At 58.5% G+C, this 23,137-nt stretch carries 28 protein-coding genes; 7 read left to right on the top strand and 21 right to left on the bottom strand.

What is annotated here, in order from left to right:
• The first annotated feature begins 18 nt into the window (after positions 1 to 18).
• Positions 19 to 987 (top strand): threonine ammonia-lyase, encoded by a 969-nt coding sequence (locus tag PFY00_RS13700; RefSeq protein ID WP_271433138.1) that lies wholly within the window; start codon positions 19 to 21, stop codon positions 985 to 987.
• 9 nt (positions 988 to 996) lie between these two features.
• On the opposite strand, the gene PFY00_RS13695 is transcribed toward PFY00_RS13700, so the two are convergent.
• The 3 genes from PFY00_RS13695 to PFY00_RS13685 are packed head-to-tail and all read right to left on the bottom strand — an operon-like array spanning position 997 to position 2,959.
• Positions 997 to 1,497, bottom strand: a complete 501-nt coding sequence (locus PFY00_RS13695; protein ID WP_271433137.1) for an AAA family ATPase — start codon at positions 1,495 to 1,497, stop codon at positions 997 to 999.
• A gap of 26 nt (positions 1,498 to 1,523) precedes the next feature.
• Complete coding sequence (locus PFY00_RS13690; RefSeq protein WP_271433136.1) at positions 1,524 to 2,237, bottom strand: NAD(P)H-binding protein; 714 nt, start codon at positions 2,235 to 2,237, stop codon at positions 1,524 to 1,526.
• Positions 2,234 to 2,959, bottom strand: coding sequence for a DUF4386 domain-containing protein (locus PFY00_RS13685; protein ID WP_271433135.1), 726 nt, complete (start codon positions 2,957 to 2,959; stop codon positions 2,234 to 2,236). Before PFY00_RS13685 ends, PFY00_RS13690 begins: the two co-directional genes overlap by 4 nt.
• Positions 2,960 to 3,129: 170 nt before the next feature.
• Between PFY00_RS13685 and PFY00_RS13680 the strand changes: the two genes are divergently transcribed.
• Complete coding sequence (locus PFY00_RS13680) at positions 3,130 to 4,056, top strand: LysR family transcriptional regulator (protein ID WP_271433134.1); 927 nt, start codon at positions 3,130 to 3,132, stop codon at positions 4,054 to 4,056.
• Positions 4,057 to 4,067: 11 nt separating this feature from the next.
• On the opposite strand, the gene PFY00_RS13675 is transcribed toward PFY00_RS13680, so the two are convergent.
• The 5 genes from PFY00_RS13675 to PFY00_RS13655 all read right to left on the bottom strand — a co-directional run bounded on the left by PFY00_RS13675 (position 4,068) and on the right by PFY00_RS13655 (position 7,641).
• Positions 4,068 to 4,265 carry a Trm112 family protein gene (locus PFY00_RS13675; RefSeq protein ID WP_271433133.1) on the bottom strand — a complete coding sequence of 66 codons (198 nt, stop codon included), beginning with the start codon at positions 4,263 to 4,265 and terminating at the stop codon, positions 4,068 to 4,070.
• On the bottom strand, positions 4,262 to 4,912 hold the full coding sequence (locus PFY00_RS13670) for an LON peptidase substrate-binding domain-containing protein (RefSeq protein ID WP_271433132.1): 651 nt from the start codon (positions 4,910 to 4,912) through the stop codon (positions 4,262 to 4,264). Before PFY00_RS13670 ends, PFY00_RS13675 begins: the two co-directional genes overlap by 4 nt.
• A gap of 27 nt (positions 4,913 to 4,939) precedes the next feature.
• Positions 4,940 to 5,860 (bottom strand): thioredoxin, encoded by a 921-nt coding sequence (trxA, locus tag PFY00_RS13665; RefSeq protein WP_271433131.1) that lies wholly within the window; start codon positions 5,858 to 5,860, stop codon positions 4,940 to 4,942.
• Between the two features lie 90 nt (positions 5,861 to 5,950).
• On the bottom strand, positions 5,951 to 6,739 hold the full coding sequence (locus PFY00_RS13660) for an exodeoxyribonuclease III (protein ID WP_271433130.1): 789 nt from the start codon (positions 6,737 to 6,739) through the stop codon (positions 5,951 to 5,953).
• Positions 6,740 to 6,810: 71 nt separating this feature from the next.
• Positions 6,811 to 7,641 (bottom strand): DUF1353 domain-containing protein, encoded by an 831-nt coding sequence (locus tag PFY00_RS13655; RefSeq protein ID WP_271433129.1) that lies wholly within the window; start codon positions 7,639 to 7,641, stop codon positions 6,811 to 6,813.
• Positions 7,642 to 7,730: 89 nt separating this feature from the next.
• On the opposite strand from PFY00_RS13655, the gene PFY00_RS13650 reads away from it, so the two are divergent.
• Positions 7,731 to 8,213: a cytochrome b gene (locus tag PFY00_RS13650; RefSeq protein WP_271433128.1), complete on the top strand. Its 483-nt coding sequence runs from the start codon at positions 7,731 to 7,733 to the stop codon at positions 8,211 to 8,213.
• Between the two features lie 11 nt (positions 8,214 to 8,224).
• Here PFY00_RS13650 and rbsD read toward each other — a convergent pair whose 3' ends face one another.
• Complete coding sequence (gene rbsD, locus PFY00_RS13645; RefSeq protein WP_271433127.1) at positions 8,225 to 8,602, bottom strand: D-ribose pyranase; 378 nt, start codon at positions 8,600 to 8,602, stop codon at positions 8,225 to 8,227.
• Complete coding sequence (locus PFY00_RS13640) at positions 8,599 to 9,057, bottom strand: low molecular weight protein-tyrosine-phosphatase (RefSeq protein WP_271433126.1); 459 nt, start codon at positions 9,055 to 9,057, stop codon at positions 8,599 to 8,601. The genes rbsD and PFY00_RS13640 overlap by 4 nt, the downstream gene beginning before the upstream one ends.
• Before the next feature lie 44 nt (positions 9,058 to 9,101).
• On the opposite strand from PFY00_RS13640, the gene PFY00_RS13635 reads away from it, so the two are divergent.
• Complete coding sequence (locus PFY00_RS13635) at positions 9,102 to 9,791, top strand: NAD-dependent deacylase (RefSeq protein ID WP_271433125.1); 690 nt, start codon at positions 9,102 to 9,104, stop codon at positions 9,789 to 9,791.
• A 49-nt stretch (positions 9,792 to 9,840) separates the two neighbouring features.
• On the opposite strand, the gene PFY00_RS13630 is transcribed toward PFY00_RS13635, so the two are convergent.
• The 9 genes from PFY00_RS13630 to PFY00_RS13590 form a co-directional block, all read right to left on the bottom strand.
• A complete protein-coding gene (locus PFY00_RS13630) occupies positions 9,841 to 10,320 on the bottom strand; it encodes a copper chaperone PCu(A)C (protein ID WP_271433124.1) in 480 nt (159 codons plus the stop codon).
• A 39-nt stretch (positions 10,321 to 10,359) separates the two neighbouring features.
• Positions 10,360 to 10,710 carry a hypothetical protein gene (locus tag PFY00_RS13625; RefSeq protein ID WP_271433123.1) on the bottom strand — a complete coding sequence of 117 codons (351 nt, stop codon included), beginning with the start codon at positions 10,708 to 10,710 and terminating at the stop codon, positions 10,360 to 10,362.
• Between the two features lie 100 nt (positions 10,711 to 10,810).
• Complete coding sequence (gene rpmB, locus PFY00_RS13620; protein ID WP_271433122.1) at positions 10,811 to 11,098, bottom strand: 50S ribosomal protein L28; 288 nt, start codon at positions 11,096 to 11,098, stop codon at positions 10,811 to 10,813.
• Positions 11,099 to 11,214: 116 nt separating this feature from the next.
• The gene (gene meaB, locus PFY00_RS13615) at positions 11,215 to 12,228 is read right to left on the bottom strand and encodes a methylmalonyl Co-A mutase-associated GTPase MeaB (protein WP_271433121.1); all 1,014 of its coding nucleotides are present in this window, start codon (positions 12,226 to 12,228) and stop codon (positions 11,215 to 11,217) included.
• Positions 12,229 to 12,282: 54 nt separating this feature from the next.
• Positions 12,283 to 14,148: an excinuclease ABC subunit UvrC gene (gene uvrC / locus PFY00_RS13610; RefSeq protein WP_271433120.1), complete on the bottom strand. Its 1,866-nt coding sequence runs from the start codon at positions 14,146 to 14,148 to the stop codon at positions 12,283 to 12,285.
• Between the two features lie 318 nt (positions 14,149 to 14,466).
• Complete coding sequence (locus PFY00_RS13605; protein ID WP_271433119.1) at positions 14,467 to 15,258, bottom strand: SDR family oxidoreductase; 792 nt, start codon at positions 15,256 to 15,258, stop codon at positions 14,467 to 14,469.
• 25 nt (positions 15,259 to 15,283) lie between these two features.
• Positions 15,284 to 16,234 carry a calcium/sodium antiporter gene (locus PFY00_RS13600; protein WP_271433118.1) on the bottom strand — a complete coding sequence of 317 codons (951 nt, stop codon included), beginning with the start codon at positions 16,232 to 16,234 and terminating at the stop codon, positions 15,284 to 15,286.
• A gap of 170 nt (positions 16,235 to 16,404) precedes the next feature.
• On the bottom strand, positions 16,405 to 17,202 hold the full coding sequence (locus tag PFY00_RS13595; RefSeq protein ID WP_271433117.1) for a S49 family peptidase: 798 nt from the start codon (positions 17,200 to 17,202) through the stop codon (positions 16,405 to 16,407).
• Positions 17,203 to 17,345: 143 nt separating this feature from the next.
• Entirely contained in the window at positions 17,346 to 19,535 is a 2,190-nt protein-coding gene (locus tag PFY00_RS13590; protein WP_271433116.1) for a primosomal protein N', read from the bottom strand.
• 157 nt (positions 19,536 to 19,692) lie between these two features.
• On the opposite strand from PFY00_RS13590, the gene fsa reads away from it, so the two are divergent.
• Positions 19,693 to 20,346: a fructose-6-phosphate aldolase gene (fsa, locus tag PFY00_RS13585; RefSeq protein ID WP_271433115.1), complete on the top strand. Its 654-nt coding sequence runs from the start codon at positions 19,693 to 19,695 to the stop codon at positions 20,344 to 20,346.
• A 90-nt stretch (positions 20,347 to 20,436) separates the two neighbouring features.
• On the opposite strand, the gene PFY00_RS13580 is transcribed toward fsa, so the two are convergent.
• Both PFY00_RS13580 and PFY00_RS13575 read right to left on the bottom strand, forming a co-directional pair.
• Entirely contained in the window at positions 20,437 to 20,787 is a 351-nt protein-coding gene (locus PFY00_RS13580) for a hypothetical protein (protein WP_271433114.1), read from the bottom strand.
• Positions 20,787 to 21,323: a sigma-70 family RNA polymerase sigma factor gene (locus tag PFY00_RS13575; protein ID WP_271433113.1), complete on the bottom strand. Its 537-nt coding sequence runs from the start codon at positions 21,321 to 21,323 to the stop codon at positions 20,787 to 20,789. Before PFY00_RS13575 ends, PFY00_RS13580 begins: the two co-directional genes overlap by 1 nt.
• A 101-nt stretch (positions 21,324 to 21,424) precedes the next feature.
• Between PFY00_RS13575 and cobS the strand changes: the two genes are divergently transcribed.
• Together cobS and PFY00_RS13565 are read left to right on the top strand one after the other, a co-directional pair.
• Positions 21,425 to 22,411, top strand: a complete 987-nt coding sequence (gene cobS, locus PFY00_RS13570) for a cobaltochelatase subunit CobS (protein WP_271433112.1) — start codon at positions 21,425 to 21,427, stop codon at positions 22,409 to 22,411.
• A 174-nt stretch (positions 22,412 to 22,585) separates the two neighbouring features.
• Entirely contained in the window at positions 22,586 to 22,984 is a 399-nt protein-coding gene (locus PFY00_RS13565) for a hypothetical protein (protein ID WP_271433111.1), read from the top strand.
• Positions 22,985 to 23,137 lie beyond the last annotated feature (153 nt).

Genomic DNA, 23,137 nt, shown 5'->3' with positions numbered 1-23,137 from the left:
CCACGAAAGGCCCATCACATGAACATCGAAATGATCGAAGCCGCCGCCCGCCGACTGGAAGGCCACGCCCATCGCACCCCCATGCTGTCTTCGCCTGCGCTAGACGCTATTGCGGGACGGCGGGTCCTGATCAAGGCCGAATGCCTTCAGCATACAGGCAGCTTCAAATTTCGCGGTGGTTGGTCTGCGGTCTCTGCGTTGCCAGAGAAGGTGCGCAGCAACGGTGTGATCGCCTTTTCCTCCGGCAACCATGCACAGGGCGTCGCGAACGCGGCCCGCGCCTATGGTATCCCGGCTGTAATCGTCATGCCGTCAGACGCGCCGAATGCCAAGATTGATGGCACGCGTGCCTTGGGCGCTGAGGTGGTTCTGTATGACCGCGCCTCCGAAGATCGCGATGCGATCGGTGCAGAAATTGCAGCGGATCGGGGCCTGACTTTGATCAAACCCTTCGACGAGCCTTTGGTTATCGCAGGACAAGGCACCTGCGGGCTGGAGATCGCGCAACAGGCCGCCGAATTGGGCGTCACAGAGGCTGAGGTGCTGGTCTGCTGTGGCGGCGGTGGATTTGCATCGGGGATTGCGCTGGCGCTCGAGGCCAAAGCGCCCGCGATGCGCGTGCGCCCGGTGGAACCCGTTGGTTTTGATGATGTGGCCAGATCCCTGATCAGCGGCAAACGAGAGCGCAACGCCGTTACCTCGGGCGGGCTGTGCGATGCGATTATCAGCCCCTGCCCGGGCGAAATCACTTTTCCTATTCTGCACCGCCTGTGCGGACCGGGTGTGCTGGTAACAGACGACCAGGCACTCGAGGCAATGGGGCTGGCCTTCCGTCACCTGCGGGTCGTGGCCGAACCGGGCGGCGCAGTGGCACTGGCAGCAGCCCTGTTCAAGCCCGAAGCCGTGCAGGGCGACGCCGTTATCTGCACGATCTCGGGCGGGAACGTGGACCCAGCTGTATTTGCGCGCGCGCTTGAGACGCTTTAGCCTGCGGGCCTACTGATCTGCCAGAGCATGCTCGATCAACGTAAACCCCTCCTGAGGGGTTGGCGGGACAAAGTACTGCGAAACGCTGTGAAACTGCTCTTCGGTCACCTCGAATGGATGATCATGCCGCGCGTTCCGGTGTCGCAGCCTGTCCAGACACACCGCATCGGGAACGTTTAGCACATGCAACTCGTGCGCTGCATCCGCCGCCTCGACCAAACCGCGCATCCAACGCCGCGACTCAATCGTGTTGGCCTGAAAGTCCAGCACCACCGAAACCCCGCTCTGCAACAGCGCAACAATATGGTCTGTCAGGGTCGCGCGCAGCTTGCCGGAACAGCGCATGAAATCTTTGAGCGTTTGCATCTCATCGCCAAAGAGAATTTCAAGCCAACGATCTTCGCTGATCAGGACAGCGTCTTTGCTGGCCGCCAGTTCAGCCGCCATGGTTGATTTGCCAGAGGCAATCTTGCCGCACAGCATGAACAGCGTCGCCTGAGATCGAGACATATCAAGCCTCCTGTCACGTTCATCACTCATCGCACCGGCCCCCATTGTGCTCCTGATGGCCCAAGCACTGCCTGCGCCGACGCGCTGGACCGCCCGACGATGGCTGGCGCCTTATGGATCAGTCTATCATCGGTCAGGGCGTGGACCATGAATAACGCGAAATCCGTACGCCGGGTCAGGTTGGATGCCAAAACCGGGTCACCCACGTGCTCCGCCCAGACAGGCAGGCCTTCGCTCGGACCTTCTTCAAGGTCCGACCCGCGCACCACGGTCCAAAGACGATCCGAACTGAATACACGCTTTGTGGCTTCGATCTGATCATTCAGATCAACAACCCGCAACACGGGCCCGATCACCGTCACAAGTGCCGCAAAAGCACGCAGTTTCAGGCTGTAGCGATCCTTGCCGTCCTTTGAAATGTGCCAGCCGCAGGAAAACACCAGCCGTGCATCTGGCTCGGCAAAGTCCAGCACGGCTTGTGCTGTTCCGGACGCGTAATTGTGCACGCCCCATGGCGCCAGAACGACAAGCACACCATCACACCCCGCAACCGCGCGGCGCACAACCTGCCGATCATCCGTACGGCCGGGAAATAGCGTGATCTTGCCCTTCAAATGATCCAACTTACCGACGCTTTCGGGACGGCAGACACCGACGACCTCATATCCCAGTGCCAGCGCATGGCGCGTCATGTACTGCCCCAGCTTGCCAGAGATACCGACAATGCAAATCCGTTTCATGCCATCGCTCCCACTGCTGCTGTTTTTGTACCCGGCGCTCGGACCACCAGCCAAAGCGCAAAACCGACTTCGGACAGGGTGACAATTGCCAACAGCACAGCGCGTGTCATCGCCAGCAGGCTCGCATCAGGGAAAGCAAAGGCATAAACCGAGTCGAGCAAGTACCCACCGGCTCCAAGGATCAGCCCATAACCGATGATCTTTGGAAAACGCTCGGACCGGATGACGAGATAACCCAGAAGCACCAGATGCAGGAAAAAAAACACCTGCCAGATCCATACGCCTGCTCGGTGCATCTCTAACAACAGCCCAGCAACATCGGCGCGTTGATCGGCGCTGAAATGGATCATGACATCATTGGAATGCGCCAAAAGATCCGCGCCGGCATGGAAGAACAGCATCGCAGACATGACGCTGACCATGCTCAGGCGCGCCATGGCGGCCGCAAAGGAAAGCGTCGCAGAGACCGGACGGAACATGAAGTACAGCATGGTCATCGCCATGATCTCAAAGATCACTACCACCAGATCAGCGGCGATCCCCAAATGATAGAGGCCAGTCCGCGCCCGAATATTGGCAACAGTCGCAGCGGCATCCGCAGCCACGACGATTTGGGAGGGAACATAGGCGATCGAAAACCCGCCAAACACGGCAATGCCGAGATAGAATAGGCCAGCCCAGCGGGCGTATTCGCTGGACGCAGGATCAGAAAACCTTTGCATCACAATTCCTTTCTGCAAAGTGCACGGCTCCGTTGACGGCCAATAGGCCGCCTTGGAAACCTTTGAATTTCGGGTCTGTTTCGCTGGAACGGCCAGCGATAGATCATGAATACAGAAGACCAAACCTCAACAAAATTGACCTAATTCGCAGTTCTGGTATGCATTTTGGTATGGATTGGAATGCTGTCTCATTCGACTGGAACCGCGCCCGCGCCTTTCTCGTGACGGCCGAAGAAGGATCGCTGTCTGCTGCAGCACGGGCATTGGGGTTGGCCCAGCCCACCTTGTCCAGACAAGTCGAAGCTCTGCAGCAGGAATTGGGTGTCGTCTTGTTCGAACGCTTTGGCCGGGGTCTCGAACTGACGCCCGCCGGTGCGAACCTTGTGCAGCATGTGCGTAAGATGGGTGAAGGCGCTATGGCCTTGTCGATTGCGGCACAGGGACAAAGCGATGAAATTTCAGGCCCTGTCACGATCTCAGCATCGGATGCCTATGCAGGACTTTGGTTACCGCCCATATTGCAGGAACTTCGCCAGCGCGAACCCGGACTTGCCATCCGTGTCCTGGCCGAGAATTCCGCATCCGATTTAATGCGCCGCGAGGCCGATATCGCCATACGTAATTTCCGCCCCAAAGAGCCAGAACTGGTGGCCAAGCGCATCACTGAAACCGGGGCCGCCTTTTACGCGTCCCACGCGTATTTGGACGCAAATGGCACGATCGAAACCCCGAAAGACTGGGAAGCCGCCAATCTCGTCGTGCCGGGTGATGGAACAGATTTCGTGAAGTCACTGCAAGCCATGGGAATTCCTGTTTCCCAGCGTTCAATTGCCTTTGAGTGCAGCAGCTATCTGGCCATGTGGGAAATGGTGCGACAAGGGCTGGGAGTCGGCGTTCTGGATGTCCGGTTGGGCGATGCGGAACAGACCGTGGCGCGTGCGGCACCATCGATGGCGGATCTGGTCTTTCCGATCTGGCTGGTCGCGCACCGCGATATCCTGTCGAACCGAAGGCTCAGACTGGTGTTCGATTTTCTGGCCGATGCATTGAAAAAGCCGCCCTACAAAAGGCCTGACGCACCGTCCGGTCTAGGCTAAACGCAGCGCCGCTAGTCCAACGCCCGCGCTTCGTCGATCAGCATAACCGGAATGCCATCGCGGATCGGAAACGCCAGCCCTGCATTCTTGCTGATCAATTCCTGACGTTCTGCATCATAACGCAATCCGGCATGGGTAACCGGGCAGATCAAGGCTTCGAGCATACGGACATCGAACAGTTTTTCGCCTGTGGGCATCGGCTCACTCATTGCAACCTACCTTCTTCGCTGCCTGTGCCGCTTCGCAAAGCGATCTCGATCAGTGTAACCAATGTTTCACGCCGTGTGGACAGCGAAGGCGCTTCCAAAAGCGCTTGTTTCTCTTCGGGATCGAAATCCAGCAGCATCGACAGCGAATTGATCAGCAGTTCGTCCTCTGCCTCGCGCAGCGTATCCCAATCCGCCGACAGATCCCTTGCGGTAAAATACCGATCCAGCAATCGCATCATCGCTTCGCGGTCGAAACCCGGGTCCGCTTCGGATGAAGACTGATCGCGATCAAAGCCCTCCCAACTGACCTCGCATTTGCGATAGGGCGTAAATCCCTCAACCTCGGCCAGAACCCGAAAGCGCGAAACCCCGGACAGCGTCACCATGTAACGCCCGTCTTCCGTTTCGGAAAACTGGGTGATGCGGCCGGCGCAACCGATGCGGTGCAACCCATGGCCTTCGCGGCCTTCGATTTCATTCGGTTGCACCATCCCGATCAAACGTGTGTCGGTCTTGAGCGCGTCATCCAGCATGGCCAGATAGCGCGGTTCGAAAATGTGCAGAGGCAATCTTGCGCGCGGCAGCAAAAGAGCACCGGGCAGCGGAAAGACCGGGATCAGGTCCGGCAGGTTTGTCAGTCTTGTCATGCTAGCAAAAATAGCCCGCAGCGCAGGTCAGGCAAATATCATCGACGACAGTTTACGACGCCCGTTCAAAGCCACCGGATCATTGGGCTTGAGTGCATCGAAAATCGTGAACAGCTGCGTCTTGGCAGCGCCGTCATTCCATTCGCGGTCCCTGCGGAAAATCTCCAGAAGGTGCTCTACCGCAGCTTCACCATCCCCCTGCGCATAGAGCGCCTGGGCCAGATCGTGCCGGGCCTGGTGATTGTCAGGATCGGCTTCCACGGCGGCGGTCAACTCGGCCACCGGGCCAGCATCGGCCGCCTGCTTGGCCAGTTCCAACTGCGCATGAGCGGCCTCGACCTCGGGGGATTCCGAAATTTCAGCCGGGGCGCCGTTCAGGATCGCCTCGGCCTGTTCCAGATCGTCCATGGCAATATGTGCCCGCACCAGACCGCCATAGGCTTTGGCGTTGTTGGCGTCTTCGCCCAGAATGGCCGCAAAGGTCTGCGCGGCGTCAACAGCCGCCCCCTGCTCCAGCATTTCCTCGGCGGCTTCGATGGCTTCATCCAGACCGCCCGAGGCGTCGCCGCCCGAAGCCTGAACGACACGATCTATGAAGGCCTTGATTTCAGATCCCGGCAATGCGCCCTGAAAGCCGTCAACTGGCTGTCCCTGCCAGAACGCGTATACCGTCGGAATCGACTGGATCTGCAACTGACCCGCGATCATCTGCGCCTCATCAACGTTGACCTTGACCATCTTGACCGCACCGCGCGCCGCGGTCACAGCCTCTTCGAGCAAGGGACCAAGCGTTTTGCACGGTCCACACCAAGGGGCCCAGAAATCCACGATCACCGGGGTTTTCATCGACGCATCGACAACCTCGGCCATGAACTCTGCCTCGGAAATATCCTTGATCAGATCACCGGCTGGCGCCGGTCCACCATTTCCACCACCAAGTTCGATCATCGTCGCCTCCATCGGCCTGCATACGTGTTGTTTGGTAGATGGCGCAGCATGGGGCCGGATGCAAGGGCAGGCACGTAGCTCAGGGCCGCTTTACAGATCCAGTGTCGCAAAGACCGGCGCGTGGTCTGATGGTTTTTCCCAGCCCCGGGCGTCGCGCAGGACGCGGCTGGAGTGCGCCGCATTCGCGATGTCAGGTGTGGCCCAGACGTGATCCAGACGGCGGCCCTTGTCTGCGGCGTCCCAATCCTTGGCGCGGTAGCTCCACCATGAATAAAGCTTGCCCTCTGGCACATCCTTGCGCGTGACGTCGACCCAGGCCCCTGCGTCTTGTGTAGCACCCAGCGCGTCGACCTCGATCGGCGTGTGCGAGACAACCTTGAGCATCTTCTTGTGGTCCCAGACGTCTTCTTCCAAAGGGGCAATGTTGAGATCGCCGACGAGGATCGACTTTTCCGGGCGATTTGCGTGAAACCAGTCGCGCATCTCCGACAGGTAGTCGAGCTTTTGACCGAACTTGATGTTCTTTTCCCGATCCGGAATATCGCCGCCCGCCGGGACGTAAAAGTTGTGGATCGTCAGGCCATTGTCCAACTGCCCTGCCACGTGTCTGGCATGGCCCAGCTGGGCGAAATCTTCGGCAGCCACTTCTCGGATTGGCAGTTTCGACAAGATCGCAACACCGTTGTAGCCCTTTTGCCCGCGGGCCACCATATGGCCGTAGCCCAGCGCTTCAAAGCCTTCCATGGGGATCTTGTCGACCGGGCTTTTGCATTCTTGCAGACACAAGACATCCGGCGCTTCTTCGCGCAGCAGTTTTTCAACCAGTCCAGCCCGCAAACGGACGGAATTGATGTTCCAGGTGGCAAGGGTGATAGGCATGGCGGCTCTCCTGTCAGCAAGAGCCGCAACTTGCCTTGGTGCATGCGGGACTGCAACCGCAGATGCAGTCGTCAGACATCCGATCCGGGAGAATCAATGCCGCCGCCGGTACCGGTCAGTCCGCCACCGCCGTTTCCACCGGTGCCACCACCCGTGTCTCCGATTCCATCCAGTCCAATGCCTCCGCCAGACGCGGACTGGTCATAGCCATATCCTTCGGCTCGGGGGGATGGGAATTCGGCCAACATCAGATTTTGCCATTTGCGCAGGTATCGCAGCAGTTTCTTGAATTCAGGATCCGTGCTTTCGATAAAGGCCTTGGTTTCACGCATGGCCTGTTGCTTGCGATCGACCGGGACATGGCTGAGGTCAAAGGTCGTGTTCCAGCGTGGGCCGCCCAGCCATACAGCCGCAAACATCAGTTTGGCTGTTAGGTCAGGCGTGCCGCCAGCCACAAGCCCATCGTAGAACATGATGTGCACGTCTTCCCATCGGCCGTTCTGAAAGTTTGCCCCCGTCTCGTTGCCAACCCCGCAATAGGCATCATGCACAGCGGCCGCATTGATAAATGTCTCAGAGGTCGGGTCGCCAACGATTGCTGTGAAGATCGGCGGAATGGACGCACCATCTGTCAACGTGCGCGGTGGCGCGACCCACTGCCGACCGCGCGCATCGACAAAGCGGAGCTGCTCAGCCGTCGGAAAGAATTTGTAGGGTCGCCGGGGAATAGTCACCGGCGTATCCAGCACCCGAAGCGGCGCAAGGTTAAAGCGGCAACCACCCGACGCGTTCGTCGCGCAGGTTACCGATGGGCCGTCAACGGATTCCAAGTCTTCAAGAGTGAGAACCGCACAGCCGGAAAGTCCAAGCGCAAGCGCGCCGCAAATTGCAAATCGAAGCATAAATTTCTTCCACGTGTTCTAATGTGGCAAAAAGCTAACGGATTCGCGGCTTGTCCTGCAAGTGCTCCAAACCGGTCAGGGGGGATAGAATGACCCAACGTTACGAAAACAGGCAAATTGCACTGCATTGGATCATCGTGGTGCTAATCGCCCTGCAATTCGTGTTGCATGATCCAATTTCCGAGGCCTTTGACGAGGTCGTAGACGGCGCTGCGCCTGCCTTCAGCCCGTTTGTCGGATTGCATATCTTCGTCGGGTTTTGCGTTTTTGCCTTGATGCTGGTGCGTCTGAACCTGCGCATGTCACTAGGTGCGCCCCCGGCCCCCGATGCAGAACCCCCGCTTTTTCAAAAGCTGGCCAAGATTGCCCATTGGGCATTCTACGCGCTGGTGATTTGCATGCCGGTCAGTGGCGCGGTTGCGTGGTTCAGAGCGTCAGAATCCGCAGCCGATGCGCATGAGGTCATGAAATTCCTGCTGCTGGCCCTGATCGCTGCACATGTCGGCGGTGTGGTGGTTCATCAGTTTGTCTGGAAGACAAACCTGATCCAGCGGATGTTGCTCAAACGCTGACAGCTGGGTGCTTAAAAGGCCACGCCTGCGTAAAGCACGATATTGGCATAGGGCGTTGCCTCACCGGTGCGCACAACGGCGCGGGCGTCGCCGCACAGCCGTTTCAGCGTTTCGTGCGAAACGCGTTCGCACTGCAGTCGATCTTCAAAACCCGACGCAACCGGGCCTTCTGCTTCGCTTGCGATGACGGCCCGTTCCGTCACCATTTCCCCCAGGACAGCATCCAGAACCGGCCAGATCGCCGGTGTTCCGACCGTCACCGCCAAATCAATGCACGGCACCCCTTTCGGGACAGGCAGACCAGAATCGCCGATCACCAGACTGTCACCATGGCCAAGCGCCGCGATCAGGCCTGCAAGTTCTCGTTGAAGGATGCCGTGTTTTTTCATTGTCCGCCCTCAAGCTCGTCCAGCAGGCCCTGTGCGCAGCTTTCGATCAGCCGCAACGCCCCATCGAAATCACGAGTAAAATACGGGTCGGGCACATGATCCATGCCCAGATCTGGCGCATAGTCGGTAAAAAGGACCACAGGTGCGCCTTTGGACCCAGCCAAAGACTGCAGATCCGACATGTTCTCCGTATCCATGGCAATGATCTTGTCAAAGGATTCGAAATCCTGCGGCCGGACCTGCCGGGCACGCAGCGAAGACAAATCGTAGCCGTACTGTTCGGCCGCCTCTTGCATGGGCGCATAGGGGGGCTTTCCCACATGCCAGCTTGCGGTACCGGCGCTGTCCAGAACCACGTCGATCCCGCGCCGCACAGCCATGGTGCGTACGACGCCTTCGGCGGTCGGAGACCGGCAAATGTTGCCGAGACAAACGAAAAGGATACGTTGGGTCATACCCCGGCCTAGCGTGGGGCAAGGTTCAGAGCAAGGGAATAGCCATGGCAGACAAGATCGTCATCCTGACCGGCGCGGGCCTTTCGGCCGAAAGCGGGCTGGGAACCTTTCGCGATGAAGGTGGGCTTTGGGCACAGCACAAAATCGAGGACGTCGCGACCCCGGAAGGGTTCCAGCGCAACCCGGATCTGGTGCATGCGTTCTACAATGCAAGGCGCAAACAGGCTGCAGAAGCCACCCCCAATGCGGCGCATGTTGCTTTGGCGAACCTGCAAGAACAGCACAAAGGCGAGGTCGTGATCGTCACTCAGAATGTAGACGGTCTGCACGAAGCGGCCGGTGGCCGGGCCATACATATGCACGGCGTGCTTGACGGCGCGCTCTGCGCGGCCTGCGGTCACCGATGGCCAGCGCCTGCGGAAATGGCGACCGGGCAGATATGTCCGGCCTGCAGCGCACCAACCGCACGTCCCGATATCGTCTGGTTTGGGGAAATCCCCTATCACATGGAGCAGATTGCAGATCATCTGCAGGATTGTGATCTGTTTGTCTCCATCGGCACGTCGGGTCAGGTCTATCCTGCGGCGGGTTTTGTGCAGGAGTCGCGAATGTTTGGCGCGTCTACATTGGAGATCAACCTTGAACGGACCGACACATCCGGTGTTTTCGATCGCCATATCGTCGGCCCGGCAACGCAAACCGTTCCGGCCTGGGTTTCGGAAATCCTAGGATGATTTTGGCCCAATGCCCTAAAAAACGGGGGCATTGGGCAGATCAACACGATCAGTTGTCGTGGTTCATGTGATTGTGACCCATTCCGTGTTTGGGCTTACGCTCCAGATCCACCGGAATTTCGATAACCGTTTCGCCTGCGGTTTCGAAGACAAGGGTCACTGAAACAGTTTCATCCTGTACGAAGGGCGACTTGAGCCCCATGAACATCACATGATCGCCGCCGCGGGCCAGCATGTGTTTTCCTCCGGCCGGAATGACAAAGCCTTCTTCGACCTCAGTCATTTTCATGACCCCACCGCCCTGATCGATGTGGGTGTGCAATTCAACGCGCACGGCCGCCTCTGAACGAACGGCAACAAGACGATCATCGGCGTCACCGGTGTTTTCGATCACCATGAAGGCCGCACCCGTCTTGGCATTGGGCGTGGCAGAGCGCGCGTAGGCATCGTGCACAGTGATTTCAGCGATGGCCGGTGCGGCCATCAAAGCAGAGGCAAAGGCCCCCACAAAAAGAGCTTTCAGTTTCATTTCAATAGTATCCCAGTTTGACTCGTTTGTGTTTCGGACTCAAACAAGGACGGGCGGGCCCCGCGCGTTCGCAGCCAACACGGCCTGCGGATCTGCTGCCAGTGATTCTATGACATGAGCGCGTGCAACCGGCACGATGCGGGTCACAAGGATGAACGGATCAATTGCGCTCGTGTCAAACAGCGAAAGCGCACAGTCCGGACACAGGTGCACCGCACCCGTTGGCTGGCCTTCGGCATCCACCAAAACCGTGTAGCTGCCCTGACCGGCGCAGATCACCATCGCGCCGACAGGCGCAGACTGGCCCTTCGCGGCGGCCATGGTCACGCTGGTCATCGTCAGGATGCAGACCAGAAATCCGGTCATTATGCTGCGCACAATCGGCTTCATACAGGTTAGCTATGCGCTCGCTGCCAGAATTCCAAAGCGACAAAAGGAAACAGCCCCGCATCAATGATGCGAGGCTGTTTGCCTTGAAAACGTCTAAGGATCAGGCGGTTGCCTGTGCCTTTGCGATCTCTTTCTTGACCTTCAGAGCGCGGTCGGACAGCTCGGTGTCCTTGGCTTTGGCCAGGTACTTGTCCAGACCACCGCGGTGATCGACCGAACGCAGTGCGTGCGCCGAGATGCGCAGCTTGATGCCACGGCCCAGCGTTTCGGACTGCAGGGTCACATCGTTCAGGTTTGGCAGGAAACGACGCTTGGTCTTATTGTTGGCGTGGCTGACATTGTTGCCAGTCATTGGGCCCTTACCGGTCAGTTCGCAAACGCGCGACATGGGTACATCCTCTTGCTTCGGGCCTTGGCTCATGGGCCCCGGCCAATATCAAAGGGCGCCCCATCAGCGGCGCCCGGAATCTCGTCGCGCTTCCTTAGACCCCCCGCCCCATAGCGTCAAGCCTCAAGCGGGCTGTCCGGCGCTCCGGACGTCGATATCTGCAAGTAGCGCTCCAAAAGCTCAGAAGCTGCGGCCGTCGGGGTGGTCGTTCCGTTTTCAACCTGTACTGCCAGCGCTGCCATGGCACCACTGACCGGCTCGCGCCGCAAGCGGGCCAACAGGCCTTCCTGCACCTCTGCCTCGAACCAGTACCGGGCCTGCGCAGCCCGTCTTGCGGCAAAGTGCCCTTCGGTCTTTCGCCAGTCCGACAGCTCTTGCATATCCTCCCAGGCCTTGGACAATCCGCTGTCTTCCAAGGCCGACACCGTCATCGCGCGTGGATAGCCTTCGGGGTCTTGAGGGCGTTTTCTCAGCAGGCGCAATGCACCTGCGTAGTCGGCGCAAGTGCGCGTCGCGGCTGACTTGAGATCCCCATCCGCCTTATTGACGAGAATCAGATCCGCCATTTCCATGATACCGCGCTTTACGCCCTGCAATTCATCCCCGCCAGCCGGTGCAAGCAACAGCAAGAACAGGTCGGACATTTCCGCCACCACGGTTTCCGATTGGCCCACACCGACGGTTTCGATCAGAATCGCATCAAAGCCCGCCGCTTCACACAGATCGATTGCCTCGCGGGTACGGCGGGCCACGCCGCCCAAGTGGCTTTGACTGGGGGACGGGCGAATGAATGCCAAGGGATCGCGGCTCAGCCGTTCCATCCGGGTTTTGTCCCCCAGAATAGAGCCGCCCGAGCGCGCCGAACTCGGATCAACCGCCAGAACGGCCACACGCAAGCCCTGCCCTGTCAGCATGCATCCGAAACTTTCGATAAATGTGCTTTTGCCCACCCCAGGCGTGCCGGACAGGCCCACCCGCAGCGCCTGCCTGTCGTGCCCGCGCAATCCTTCGAGCAATTGTGCCGCCATGTCGCGGTGCTCTGCCTTTTGGCTTTCCACCAATGTGATGGCGCGGGCCAGTGCGCGGCGTTCGCCGGCAAGAATACGGGATTTCAGATCGTCCAGGTCCATGCCCTTTCCTTTCCCGTGATCGCGAAAATGTCCAGTGTCGCCGCGCGCCCGAGCCTATCTGTCGCGGAAAAAAGCATAAACCCGTTCTGCCAGTGCTTCGCTCACACCTTCGACTGCCTTCAGGTCAGCCAGATTGGCACGGCTGACAGCCTTGGCCGAGCCGAAGTGCGCCAGCAACGCGCGTTTTCGGGCAGCCCCCACACCGGGCACTTCGTCCAATGGATTGGCGCTGACAGCCTTGGACCGTTTTGCCCTGTGCGTCCCGATTGCGAAACGGTGCGCCTCGTCGCGCAGCCGCTGCACGAAATAGAGCACCGGATCATTGTGCCGAAGCGCAAAGGGGCGTTCGCCGGGCCGATGGAATTCTTCCTTGCCCGCATCGCGGTCAATGCCCTTGGCAACACCGACGAACGGAACATCTTCGACGCCGTGCTCTGCCATGATCTCGGCCACGGCGCTGACCTGCCCCGCGCCGCCATCGATCAGCATCAGATCGGGCCACAGCCCCTTGTCCCGGTCCGGATCTTCCTTGAGCAGACGCTTCAATCGGCGATGAAGGACTTCTTTCATCATGCCAAAGTCATCGCCGGGCGTGAGGTCTTCACCCTTGATGTTGAACTTGCGGTATTGGTTCTTGAGATAGCCATCCGGTCCGGACACGATCATCGCGCCGACGGCATGTGCCCCCTGGATGTGGCTGTTGTCGTACACTTCGATCCGATCGGGTGGTCCGTCCAGTTCAAAAGCCTCGGCTAGATCGCGCAGCAACTTGGCCTGCGTTGCGGTTTCGGCCATGCGCCGTGCCAGACTTTCGCGGGCGTTGCGCAATGCACCGTCCACAAGCTCGGACTTCTCACCGCGCTGCGGCACAGCCAGTTCCACTTTGCGCCCCAGCTTGCCGCTCAGGGCCTCTGACATAAGGTCATCATTCTCGATGCCGTGCGACAGCAGGACCAACCTCGCGGGGTCTTTCTGGTCGTAGAACTGTCCGAGAAATGCTTCCATCACCTCTTCGGCGCTGACGTCATCGCCGACACGCGGGTAGAAATCCTGATTGCCCCAGTTCTGGTTTGCCCGAATGAAGAACACCTGAACACAGGCCTGTCCGCCTTCCATATGCAGCGCAATCACGTCCGCTTCGGTGACCCCCTGCGGATTGATCCCTTGCGCCGTCTGAACCTGCGTAAGCGCCCGGATGCGATCCCGAAGCGCCGCAGCGCGTTCGAATTCCATCGCCTCTGACGCTTCGTGCATCTGGTTTTTCAAAACTTCCTGAATCTGGGTCGACTTGCCCGACAGGAAACGCTGCGCATCGGCGACGCTGTCCGCATAGTCGGATTCTGAGATCTTGCCGACACAAGGGCCACTGCACCGTTTGATCTGATACAAAAGACAGGGGCGGCTGCGGCTGTCGAACATGGAGTCCGTGCAATTGCGCAGCAAGAATGCGCGCTGCAACTGGCTGAGCGTTCGGTTCACGGCCCCCGCGCTGGCAAAGGGCCCGTAGTAGCTTCCCTTGTCCTTTTTCGAACCGCGATGTTTTCGGATTTGCGGATAGGCGTGGTCGGTCACGAGGATATTGGGAAAGCTCTTGTCGTCACGCAGCAGCACGTTGAACTTGGGCTTCAATTGCTTGATCAGATTCTGCTCAAGCAAAAGCGCTTCGGTTTCTGTCCGCGTGGTCAGAAACATCATCGAAGCGGTTTCCGAAATCATCCGCGCGATACGCCGGGAATGGCCTGTTGGACGGGCGTAGTTACTGACCCGTGCGCGCAGGTTTCTGGCCTTGCCCACGTACAAAACGCGGCTTTGGTCATCCAGCATCCGATAAACGCCCGGACTGCTGTCCAGCGTCTTCAGGTACCCCTGCACGACCGTGTGTCCACGCTCCGGTGTCTGGTCAGGCACATCCTTGGTCATACTACACCCTCGAAAGGTCGCCCCATAGTTGTCAACGCGCTGATTCCGCCCTTCCGCTGCAACGATGTGCCTCGCAATTCAAGAACGAATACATCCCCGTTAGTTGTGGATAACTCTGTAGGCAAAATCTAGACAGTCCGGTTTTTTCGTTGTTTTCGGCAGACTTCGCAAAAATGCCTATTTTTTAGGCAGTTTTATAACCACTTGATCCTAAACGGAAAAAATTTTGACGTACGACAAGTTATTGAGTTCTTTAAACTTTTTGTAACGCTTTGGTAACCAAAGTGAATGCGGTGCACAACTTACCGTTGGGGCAAGCTATTCAACGTCCACGACGTCAGGCGTTTCCCAAGATAGGTGTTGCCCCCCATCAATGCAAAGCAACTGCCCCGTTACCGATGGCGCATCCAGAAAATACCCCAGTGCCGCAGTGATATCATCAGGGTTCGCGCCGCGCCCCAAAACGGTTGCCGCGCGTTGAGCCGCAAATTGTTCAGCTGTTTGCCGACCGCCCTGCAGGGTCGGACCCGGCCCAATTGCATTGACCCGCACATCCGGCGCCAAGGCCTGCGCAGCTGTCTGCGTAAACGCCCAAAGGCCCATCTTTGCAATTGTGTAACTCATGAATTCCGGCGTCAGTTTGCGCACACGCTGATCAATCATATTAACGACCAGAGCCTGTGGCATCGGCTCTCCGTTATCGTCAACGGTGGCTTTTGGGGTTTGCGCGGCAAACGCTTGCGTCAGAGCAACCGGCGCGCGCAGATTGCTTTCCATATGGCGATCCCAACTGCGCCGATCCGCGGTTTTGATGTCGTCGTATTCGAAAACAGATGCGTTGTTGACCAGAACGGACAATGGTCCGCCCAAACCTTCAACCGCGCTGGGCACAAGGCCCTGAACCTGTGACTCGTCCAGCAGGTCTGCTTGCAAAACCGCCGCCTGACGTCCAAGCGCCGAAATCTCGGCTTTCAGCGCTTCGGCCTCGTCTTTTGAATGCGCAAAGTGGATCGCGACATCGTACCCGCGTCCCGCAAGGTACAACGCCATGGCGCGCCCAAGGCGTTTCGCGCCGCCGGTTACCAGAGCACGGGGGGCTGATGCTTGCATGTCAGGTTCCTTTGTTCCGGGCCGGTCAGGCAACCAGCACAAAACCCACATAGCTCAGATACAGCACCGACAAGAGCACACCCCAAACGAGCGTGAGATCCCGCCGGAAGAAGACAAAGGGGATCAGCGCCAGCGAAGCGGCCAACATCACCCAGATATCAAAGCGCAGCAGAGCCCGGTCAACTTCCATTGGTGCAATCAGGGCCGCAACCCCGATGATCGCCAACAGGTTAAACATGTTCGAGCCGATCACGTTGCCGATCGCCACATCCGCCTGCCTGCGGATCGCTGCCATAACAGTCGTGGCGAGCTCTGGCAAAGAGGTGCCCAAAGCGACGAGCGTCAGACCGATGACCCGGTCGGGAACGCCATACATCAGGGCGATTTCCCGTGCGCTATCGACCAGCAAATCCGCCCCAAGCGGCAGGCCGACAATTCCGAGCAAAAGAAATAGAATGATCTTCCACCACGGCATGTCGGGGTCAGCACCTTCGGGTTCTTCCAGATCCTCGTCGGCTTTGCCGGCGCGCCTGTGGGCCAGTGCTTCGCGCAGTTGATCCCCCAGGATCAGTGCCAGCGCCACCAGCAGAATGATCCCGGCAATCCAGTCAAATACACCACGATATGCCAGCCCGATGAACAGACCGGTACCGAGCATCATCTGGACATAACTCTTGCGGGTGTCGTGTTCCGAGGTGTGCATCACCGCGATCAACGCGGGCACACCCAGCACCAGCAAGACATTGGCAGTGTTCGAGCCGATTACGTTGCCCAGCGCAATACCCGGCACGCCTTCCAACGCCGCTTTGATAGAAATCAGCAGTTCAGGCGCGGATGTCCCGAACGCCACGATGGTCAATGAGACGATCAGTGCAGGTATTCCGACGCGCAAGGACAGGTTGACCGCCCCTTTGACCAGCGCATCGCCCGCCAGAAGCAGGATCACAAGCCCGAGACACGCGTACAGAAATACCATTTCAAGTCTTTCCCTTGCCACAGGCACAAGGGCCGCGCCCTATCCGAAACCGTCCACAGGACGAACACCGCTTGGAAGCGATCTGCTTGGCGCCCGGCACTTTGAGTTTGCCGAACATAGCCAGCACACCCATAAAAATCAGGAAGAGTGATACAATCTTGATGATCACGTCAGAGTCCAAACCGTGCAAACTGCGCACGCTCCTCGATTTCGCCCAAGGCACCCTGAACCGCCTGCACACCGATCCGGGGCAGCAGAGGACGTTTTTGATCAAGACGGCGAAACTGCACCTTGTCTCCGAACCGGCTCTTCATTGTCGGCACCAGATGCCCGATCCCGTCGGCCAGCCCCACATCGACCGCCGAGGATCCGATCCAGACCTCGCCAGTGAACAGATCAGGGTCTTGTGCCAGCTTTTCGCCACGCTGTGTTTTGACCTGACCAATGAATGTTTCGTGCAACTGTCCCAGAAGCCTGTTCAATCGCGCAACGTCTTCTTCTTTTTCCGGGCTGAACGGGTCCATCATCGATTTGCTTTTTCCGGCTGTGTAGATGCGCCGCTCAATACCCTGCCGTTGCAAAAGGACATGCGCGCCAAAGCCGGACGAAATGACCCCGATGGATCCCAGAATTGAACTGGGGTCAGCCCAGATTTCATCCGCGCTGCAAGCCAGCCAGTATCCTCCCGAGGCCGCCACGTCTTCGACGAATGCGAACACCGGCACTTCGGTTTCTTCAGAAAGACGGCGGATGCGCGAGCCGATCAGCGAGCTTTGAACCGGGGACCCGCCGGGCGAGTTCAGTTCAAGCGCGACCGCGGCAGGTTTGCCCCTGCGAAACGCCTTTTCCAGAAGTGGTGCAACCGACCGGTCACTCAGGGAGCCACGTCCACCAACGCCTATCGCGCCTTGCAGGCGCACAACGTTGACCAGCGGGTCCGATTTCACAAAGGGGATCCAGCGTTTCATGAAGCCCCATGTAGAATGAGCCTTGGCGACAAACAAGAGATCGACAAAAAGAAGAAACCGTTGTGGCCCAGCCGCCCGCATTTGACCCGCTGGAAATGCCGCAAAACACTTTGCAACGGGGTGAACCCAAAGTCGCGCGCCGGTCAGAAGAAGCTCTGCGGGTCGATATCAATTGCCATGCGCAGATCGCCCTTGAGTGTGACCTGCGCGGCCCAATCGGCCAATGCAGATTGCAAGGGCGCGCCCTTGTCAGCCTTGACCAGCAACCGAACGCGATGCCGCCCCCGAACCCGCGCAATCGGCGCAGGCGCCGGACCGTACACCTGCGCTCCGATCCGGCGCAAAGGGGCGTCGTTTCGCGCCAGATGGTTCCCCAGATCAAAAACGGACTGCACATCCGGCCCCGACAGGATAACGCCCGCCAAGCGACCATAGGGCGGCATCCCGGCAGCGCGGCGCTCGTCGGCTTCGGCTGCCCAGAATGCCTCTTCATCGCCGCTCAGAATGGCACGTATGACAGGATGCTCCGGCTGAAACGTCTGGAGCAGAGCCTCGCCCGGTTGTTCGGCACGACCAGCACGGCCCGACACTTGCCGCATAAGCTGAAACGTGCGTTCCGCCGCCCGCAGGTCCGACCCCTGCAAACCCAGATCAGCGTCGATCACCCCAACCAAGGTCAGCAAAGGAAAGTTATGTCCCTTGGCCACGAGCTGCGTGCCGATGATGATATCGGCACCCCCGGCAGCGATCGTTTCAATCTGCGCCTTCAGTTCACGCGCGGTTCCATAAAGATCCGAGGACAACACCGCGATCCGCGCATCCGGGAAAACGGCCTGCGCCTCTTCCGCCAACCGTTCAACACCCGGCCCGACAGCCGCCAGACGGTCTTCGGCCTCGCAAGAGGGGCACACATCAGGGATCGGTTTGCTTTCACCGCATTGATGACAAACCAGCCGCTTCAGAAAACGGTGCTCCACCATGCGTGCGTCGCAATGATCGCAACCGATTTGCTGACCACAGGCACGGCACAATGTGACCGGCGCATATCCACGGCGGTTGATGAACAGCAAAGATTGCTGACCCGCCTCCATGCGTTTGGCCACGGCCCGTTGCAAGGATGGGGAAATCCAGCGGTTGGCGGGCAATTCTTCGCTGCGCATGTCGATGGCGCGCATCTCGGGCATGACGGCTTCGCCAAAGCGGGAGGTCAGTGTCAGCCTTTGATACTTGCCTGCATCAGCATTGGCCCAGCTTTCCAGGCAAGGCGTCGCGGTCGCCAGCACCACCTGTGCGCCAATCAATGAGGCCCGAAGCACCGCCATATCCCGCGCGTTGTAAAGAACGCCCTCTTCCTGCTTGTAGGACGTGTCGTGTTCTTCATCGACAACGATCAGGCCCAAACGCTGAAACGGCAGGAACAGGGCAGATCTTGCGCCGATCACCATTTGCGCCTGCCCTTGAGCCACCATTTTCCAGACCCGCCGCCGCTCTGTCAGTGTGACCCCGGAATGCCATTCAGCGGGCTTTGCCCCGAAACGGGCCTCGACCCGTGTGAGAAATTCGGCGGTCAAAGCGATTTCGGGCAACAGAACCAGCGCCTGCCTGCCGGTCCGCAAGGCTTCGGCCACAGCCTCGAGATAGACCTCGGTCTTGCCCGAGCCTGTAACGCCCTTGAGCAAAGTTGTCCCGTAGGTCTGTGCCCGCTGCGCGCTGCGCAGCGCTTCGGCCGCTTCGGTTTGATCGGGCGTCAGTGTTTTTGAACCATAGTCGGCATCAAGCAAGGCAAACGGTGTGTCACGGGGGCTTTGTTCTTCGGCGATTGCGCCGGTGCTGACCAGCCCCTTGACGACAGACGTTGTAACACCTGCGGCTTCTGCAAGCTCCTTCAGGGTCAGCGCTAGCCCGCCCATTTCCCGCGCAGCGTCCAGAACGCGGGTGCGTGCGTCTGTCATACGAGCCGGCTCGCCCTCACCCAGTCGGTAGACCTTTCGCATCGAAGGGGGATCACCCAACCCCGGAGCGCGCGTGGCCAGCCGCAGCATGGCCGACATCGGCGTCAGCGTATAAGCGCCCGCGCGCTCAAGAAATTCGCGCATCTCATCCCGCATCGGTGCTGCGTCCAGCACCCGGATTACACTGCGCGCCTTGGCCAGATCAAACCCACCTTTGCCAGCCCCCCACACCACACCCAAGACCTTGCGCGGACCAAGAGGCACCTCGACGAAAGCGCCAAGATGACAACCACCTTCGGGCGCCTTGTAGTCGAGCGCACGGTCCAGCGGCTGCGTTGTCAAAACGCCGACCAATGTGCCTTCTTCAAAGAAAGTTGCCATTCAGGGCGCCTTTCGCGCTTTAGCAGTGATACCCGGGACGAGCCGATTTGTTAGCGCAAACACCATGCCCTTTCCGCCCGCGCTTATCTGGGTTAAGACACGCATCAGTAAATGCCAAGCCCGCGCGTCCCGAGCGGGCACATCAAGGAGAGCCTCCATGAAATTCTTTGTCGACACAGCTGAAATCGACGCAATTGCCGAGTTGAACGATCTGGGCATGGTGGACGGTGTGACCACCAACCCTTCGCTGATCAAGAAATCCGGCCGCGATATTTTGGAAGTGACCAAGGAAATCTGTGATCTGGTTTCCGGCCCTGTGTCGGCCGAAGTGGTTGCGCTGAAGGCAGATGACATGATCGCCGAAGGCCGCAAACTGGCAGAGATCGCCGAAAACATCACTGTCAAAGTGCCTCTGACATGGGATGGCCTCAAGGCCTGCAAAGTGCTTTCGGGCGAAGGTAAAATGGTCAACGTGACCCTGTGTTTCTCGGCAAATCAGGCCCTTCTGGCCGCAAAAGCAGGCGCGACGTTCATCTCTCCGTTTATTGGTCGTCTTGACGATCTGAACCTTGATGGCATGGACCTGATCGCTGACATCCGCGAAATCTATGACAACTTCGGTTTTGAAACGCAGGTTCTGGCGGCGTCCATTCGTTCGGCCAACCACATGAGCGAATGCGCCAAGATCGGCGCGGATGTTGCCACCGCCCCTCCCGGCGTGATCAAGGCGATGGCCAACCATGTTCTGACCGACAAAGGCCTCGCGCAGTTTGTCAAAGACGCCGAGTCCGCGGGAATCAAGATCGTCTGATCCGAACGTCTGGCCATTTTGTGGTCAGATATTGAACAAGCAATGCGCCCGCTCGTGATCCGAGCCGGCGCATTTTTTCATGAATGGGCTTTAAAGGAGTTCCAGCAATCCCGCTTCGACTGCGATCCAGGCTGCCAAACCGCTAAGAACCGCGCCCAACAGGTAGGGCAACACTGTCAGCAAGACATTCTTGGGCGGACCGGGGAACAACTCGGATTCGATCCTGCGCTTGATCTGGGGCGGCGGCACAACGTCTTCGATCTCTTCCGCAAAGCCGGAAAAGTACAAGGACCATGCGGCGACATCCTGTTCCAGCTGCACATCCGAGGCCAGTCGGACCTCGAACATGGCCCTTTCGTCCTCGGGCAAAAGCCCCAGAACGTATTCGCCCGCAGCGGCATCCCACAGATCGGTTTGAGCGGCATCCATCGACGTGGTCATCAGCTTAGACAATCGCGTAGTTGCAGAAGGCTGGAGCGGATCCAACCGCGCGCGGTTTCCGGGCTGACGCCATCAATCCGGGCGATATCCGAATAGTCCACCCCGTCCAGATATGCCGCCTTCATCATGGCCCCGTGCTCAGGCGGCAAGGATTTCATGCAATAGGCAAGCGCCTGCGCCTCGCTGGACGCCATCGCCAGTGCTTCGGAATCGAACGACAGGCGATCGGGAAAGTCCGTGACGGCCGGTTTCGCGGGCGATCCGTGCTGCTTTAGATGATCGACCGCCGCTTCGCGCGCCAAGGTAATCAACCAAGCCATCGGCGAAAACCCGTTCGCCCGATACTGACCGGCGCCTTGCCAGACCTTGCAATAAACCGATTGAAGGACATCTTCGGCCAAGCCCGGTTCGTGCAAAACCCGAAGGCAGACCGCGAACAACTTTGGTGATGTTTGCCCGTATAGTTTTTCAAAGGCTGCCCGGTCCCCCATGGAAACGCGTGCAATCAATGTCTCTAATTCATCTTTCGACGTCATATTTTTGGCTCGCCTTCGGCCTGCTTCCCCTTGCCCATCGTCTCGATATGAGGCACGAGGGTGCCGACATTATAGGCTTCGGGTAGAAGGACAACTCCAACATGGCGGACGGCACGATCGATATCAACGCGAAACCCACAGAAGAGATTTCCGTCCGCGAAACTTTTGGGATCGACAGTGACATGACGGTGCACGGGTTCCCGGATCGTTCGGATCGCGTTCCGGATCTGGACAGCACCTACAAATTCGACCCTGACACCACACTCGCAATTCTAGCCGGTTTTCGCAACAACCGTCGTGTGATGATCCAAGGTTACCACGGCACCGGTAAATCCACGCACATCGAACAGGTGGCGGCCCGTTTGAATTGGCCCGCGGTTCGCGTGAACCTCGACAGCCACATCAGCCGGATCGACCTGATCGGCAAGGATGCGATCAAACTGGTGGACGGTAAGCAGACCACCCAGTTTCAGGAAGGCATCTTGCCATGGGCGTTGCGCAACCCGACTGCCATTGTGTTCGACGAATACGATGCGGGCCGCGCGGACGTTATGTTCGTGATCCAGCGTGTTCTGGAAACGGACGGCAAACTGACGTTGCTAGACCAGAACGAAGTGATCACCCCGCACAAGTATTTCCGCATCTTTGCGACAGCCAACACTGTTGGTCTGGGCGACACGACTGGTCTGTATCACGGCACACAGCAGATCAACCAAGGCCAGATGGACCGCTGGTCTCTGGTTGCGACGCTGAACTATCTGTCCATCGACGCCGAAACAGCGATCGTTCTGGCCAAGTGCCCGCACTACAACAACGAAAAGGGTCGCAAGACCGTACGCCAGATGGTGACTGTCGCGGACTTTACCCGCCGCGCCTTTATGAACGGTGAGTTGTCGACCGTGATGTCGCCACGGACCGTTATTGCGTGGGCCCAAAACGCGGAAATCTTCCGTGACACGGGATATGCATTCCGCCTGTCCTTCCTCAACAAGTGCGACGAGCTGGAACGCCAGACCGTGGCCGAGTTCTTTCAGCGTTGCTTTGACGAAGAGCTTCCCGAAAGTGCGGCGAGCCTCAGCCTCGGCTGATCGAAACTTACGATTGATGGGAAAAGGGCGGCGCTTGCGTCGCCCTTTTTCTTTGACCCGTGCCCGCAGATGCAAATGACCTTCTGCCTCGGCTGTTACCGGACAGTCACATCTAGTTAAAAGTTTTCATTTCGCTCAACATATAGAACATATTTTACCGCTAATGTTTAATTCATGGGCGGTTTGAAAACATATCTCGCCGGTTTGGCCTTTGCCTGTGCTTCGTTCAGCGCACAGTCAATGCCGTCTGATCCCCGCGAACAGGTCCAGCTTTTTGCATCCTGCGCAGGTCGTTTTTCAGCACAGATGGAATATGCGTGGCTCGTCGGGCATGACGGCGCTGACGAACGGGCGCGGCGGCATACATTTGTCACGCTTCTGGATGCCGTATTCCCGGCCTCGGATACGGGCCTGACCGGCCCCGAAGTTCTGGACATCCGGATCAGGGCCAAGCATGCGCAGGCCCGATTGCTGCAAACTGCACGCTTTGATCAGAACGGCGAACGCTCAGCCCGTGCACGCGCCCGAGCCCAAGAGCTGACCGCGCTGTGCAACGCCCTGATCTTAAGCTGACGATACAGCCTGTCAGCACTAAACCCATAAAATTGCTGCCCCGTTGACCAGCACGCCACGAATGAAGCCGCGTAATTTTTCGTCACTTCGAAAATTGTACGGATGAAAATTGCAGCCCTTTGAATTTCAGTATTCCATTGTATGCCGCACTGC

The sequence above is a fragment of the Thalassococcus lentus genome (assembly GCF_028023555.1).
GTDB classification, from domain to species: Bacteria; Pseudomonadota; Alphaproteobacteria; order Rhodobacterales; family Rhodobacteraceae; genus Thalassococcus_A; species Thalassococcus_A lentus.
This window is presented reverse-complemented; position numbering and strand designations above follow the sequence as displayed.

Bases quoted from the DNA above. Each gene is read 5' to 3' on its own strand.
- PFY00_RS13700 (WP_271433138.1), top strand. From the start codon at position 19: ATGAACATCGAAATGATCGAAGCCGCCGCCCGCCGACTGGAAGGCCAC.
- PFY00_RS13695 (WP_271433137.1), bottom strand. From the start codon at position 1,497: ATGTCTCGATCTCAGGCGACGCTGTTCATGCTGTGCGGCAAGATTGCC.
- PFY00_RS13690 (WP_271433136.1), bottom strand. From the start codon at position 2,237: ATGAAACGGATTTGCATTGTCGGTATCTCTGGCAAGCTGGGGCAGTAC.
- PFY00_RS13685 (WP_271433135.1), bottom strand. From the start codon at position 2,959: ATGCAAAGGTTTTCTGATCCTGCGTCCAGCGAATACGCCCGCTGGGCT.
- PFY00_RS13680 (WP_271433134.1), top strand. From the start codon at position 3,130: ATGGATTGGAATGCTGTCTCATTCGACTGGAACCGCGCCCGCGCCTTT.
- PFY00_RS13675 (WP_271433133.1), bottom strand. From the start codon at position 4,265: ATGAGTGAGCCGATGCCCACAGGCGAAAAACTGTTCGATGTCCGTATG.
- PFY00_RS13670 (WP_271433132.1), bottom strand. From the start codon at position 4,912: ATGACAAGACTGACAAACCTGCCGGACCTGATCCCGGTCTTTCCGCTG.
- trxA (WP_271433131.1), bottom strand. From the start codon at position 5,860: ATGATCGAACTTGGTGGTGGAAATGGTGGACCGGCGCCAGCCGGTGAT.
- PFY00_RS13660 (WP_271433130.1), bottom strand. From the start codon at position 6,739: ATGCCTATCACCCTTGCCACCTGGAACATCAATTCCGTCCGTTTGCGG.
- PFY00_RS13655 (WP_271433129.1), bottom strand. From the start codon at position 7,641: ATGCTTCGATTTGCAATTTGCGGCGCGCTTGCGCTTGGACTTTCCGGC.
- PFY00_RS13650 (WP_271433128.1), top strand. From the start codon at position 7,731: ATGACCCAACGTTACGAAAACAGGCAAATTGCACTGCATTGGATCATC.
- rbsD (WP_271433127.1), bottom strand. From the start codon at position 8,602: ATGAAAAAACACGGCATCCTTCAACGAGAACTTGCAGGCCTGATCGCG.
- PFY00_RS13640 (WP_271433126.1), bottom strand. From the start codon at position 9,057: ATGACCCAACGTATCCTTTTCGTTTGTCTCGGCAACATTTGCCGGTCT.
- PFY00_RS13635 (WP_271433125.1), top strand. From the start codon at position 9,102: ATGGCAGACAAGATCGTCATCCTGACCGGCGCGGGCCTTTCGGCCGAA.
- PFY00_RS13630 (WP_271433124.1), bottom strand. From the start codon at position 10,320: ATGAAACTGAAAGCTCTTTTTGTGGGGGCCTTTGCCTCTGCTTTGATG.
- PFY00_RS13625 (WP_271433123.1), bottom strand. From the start codon at position 10,710: ATGAAGCCGATTGTGCGCAGCATAATGACCGGATTTCTGGTCTGCATC.
- rpmB (WP_271433122.1), bottom strand. From the start codon at position 11,098: ATGTCGCGCGTTTGCGAACTGACCGGTAAGGGCCCAATGACTGGCAAC.
- meaB (WP_271433121.1), bottom strand. From the start codon at position 12,228: ATGGACCTGGACGATCTGAAATCCCGTATTCTTGCCGGCGAACGCCGC.
- uvrC (WP_271433120.1), bottom strand. From the start codon at position 14,148: ATGACCAAGGATGTGCCTGACCAGACACCGGAGCGTGGACACACGGTC.
- PFY00_RS13605 (WP_271433119.1), bottom strand. From the start codon at position 15,258: ATGCAAGCATCAGCCCCCCGTGCTCTGGTAACCGGCGGCGCGAAACGC.
- PFY00_RS13600 (WP_271433118.1), bottom strand. From the start codon at position 16,234: ATGGTATTTCTGTACGCGTGTCTCGGGCTTGTGATCCTGCTTCTGGCG.
- PFY00_RS13595 (WP_271433117.1), bottom strand. From the start codon at position 17,202: ATGAAACGCTGGATCCCCTTTGTGAAATCGGACCCGCTGGTCAACGTT.
- PFY00_RS13590 (WP_271433116.1), bottom strand. From the start codon at position 19,535: ATGGCAACTTTCTTTGAAGAAGGCACATTGGTCGGCGTTTTGACAACG.
- fsa (WP_271433115.1), top strand. From the start codon at position 19,693: ATGAAATTCTTTGTCGACACAGCTGAAATCGACGCAATTGCCGAGTTG.
- PFY00_RS13580 (WP_271433114.1), bottom strand. From the start codon at position 20,787: ATGACCACGTCGATGGATGCCGCTCAAACCGATCTGTGGGATGCCGCT.
- PFY00_RS13575 (WP_271433113.1), bottom strand. From the start codon at position 21,323: ATGACGTCGAAAGATGAATTAGAGACATTGATTGCACGCGTTTCCATG.
- cobS (WP_271433112.1), top strand. From the start codon at position 21,425: ATGGCGGACGGCACGATCGATATCAACGCGAAACCCACAGAAGAGATT.
- PFY00_RS13565 (WP_271433111.1), top strand. From the start codon at position 22,586: ATGGGCGGTTTGAAAACATATCTCGCCGGTTTGGCCTTTGCCTGTGCT.